The 966-nt window shown below is 63.3% G+C and carries 2 protein-coding genes and 2 tRNA genes; all 4 read left to right on the top strand.

Annotation, left to right across the window (positions count from 1 at the left end; genetic code table 11):
* A partial coding sequence (locus tag AC5RWX_RS33785; protein ID WP_494100500.1) for a DUF3566 domain-containing protein occupies positions 1 to 462 on the top strand: 462 nt, incomplete at its 5' end.
* A 97-nt stretch (positions 463 to 559) separates the two neighbouring features.
* Positions 560 to 633 (top strand) — tRNA-Ile (locus AC5RWX_RS33780).
* An 8-nt stretch (positions 634 to 641) separates the two neighbouring features.
* Entirely contained in the window at positions 642 to 818 is a 177-nt protein-coding gene (locus AC5RWX_RS33775; RefSeq protein ID WP_494100499.1) for a DLW-39 family protein, read from the top strand.
* A gap of 72 nt (positions 819 to 890) precedes the next feature.
* Positions 891 to 966 (top strand) — tRNA-Ala (locus AC5RWX_RS33770).

Raw genomic sequence — 966 nt, 5'->3', positions numbered from 1 at the left:
GGCCAGCCGGGCCAGCGGCCCGCCCCGGGAGGTCCGCAACAGGGCCAGCGTCCTGCCGCGGCAGCTCCCGGACTGGTGAAGCCGGCGCCGAAGGCCAAGGTCAGGCGCGCCCGGCTGCTGGTCAGCAAGGTGGATCCCTGGTCTGTGCTGAAGATGGCGTTCTTGCTGTCAGTGGCGCTCGGAATCGTCACCGTGGTCGCCGCCATCGTCCTGTGGACCGTTCTGGACCTCACCGGGATCTTCGACCAGGTGGACAGCCTCTTGGGCACGCTCGCCGGCTCTGAGGGCGGCGGCTTCGAACTGAAGAAGGTCGCCAGCCTCGGCCAGGTGGCGTCTTTCGCCACCATTATTGCTGTGGTGAACGTCGTGCTGCTGACCGCGCTCTCCATGCTGTCGGCCGTTCTGTACAACATCGCTGCCACCCTGGTGGGCGGCGTTGGCGTCACCCTCACCGACGATTAGGTCCCTGCTTTCGCCGGCCAGTTCCCGGTGAAAGCGCCCGATTTGAGATCGGGCCGGGATGTGCTGTAAAGTCATGTCTCGGCCCGATGAGGTATCGGGGCGTATAGCTCAGGCGGTTAGAGCGCTTCGCTGATAACGAAGAGGTCCCAGGTTCAAGTCCTGGTACGCCCACGGAACCTGTGCAGGTTCAAGGTGTGGTTTGGTTCGCATCACTGCGGCCGGACCGGAACGGGGAGCATGTGAAGAAGTTGCTTGTACTGGCAGCGGCAATCGCAGGCGTCCTGGTCTACCGGAAAGCACAGGAATCCGAAGCCCGGAAAACTGTCTGGAGCAAGTCAACCGATACGGTTGACTAGGCCGGATGCCCGGTCCCGGGGCTGGTTAGCAGCCCTAAGGTTCTAGGGTATGATAGACGGGTTGCTTCTTATGGGGGCATGGCGCAATTGGTAGCGCACCTGCTTTGCAAGCAGGGGGTTCGGGGTTCGAGTCCCCGTGCCTCCACCA

It is taken from the genome of Arthrobacter sp. SPT-J7 (assembly GCF_059089965.1).
Note: the sequence above shows the minus strand (reverse complement) of the source record. Positions and strands in the feature narration are given on the sequence as shown.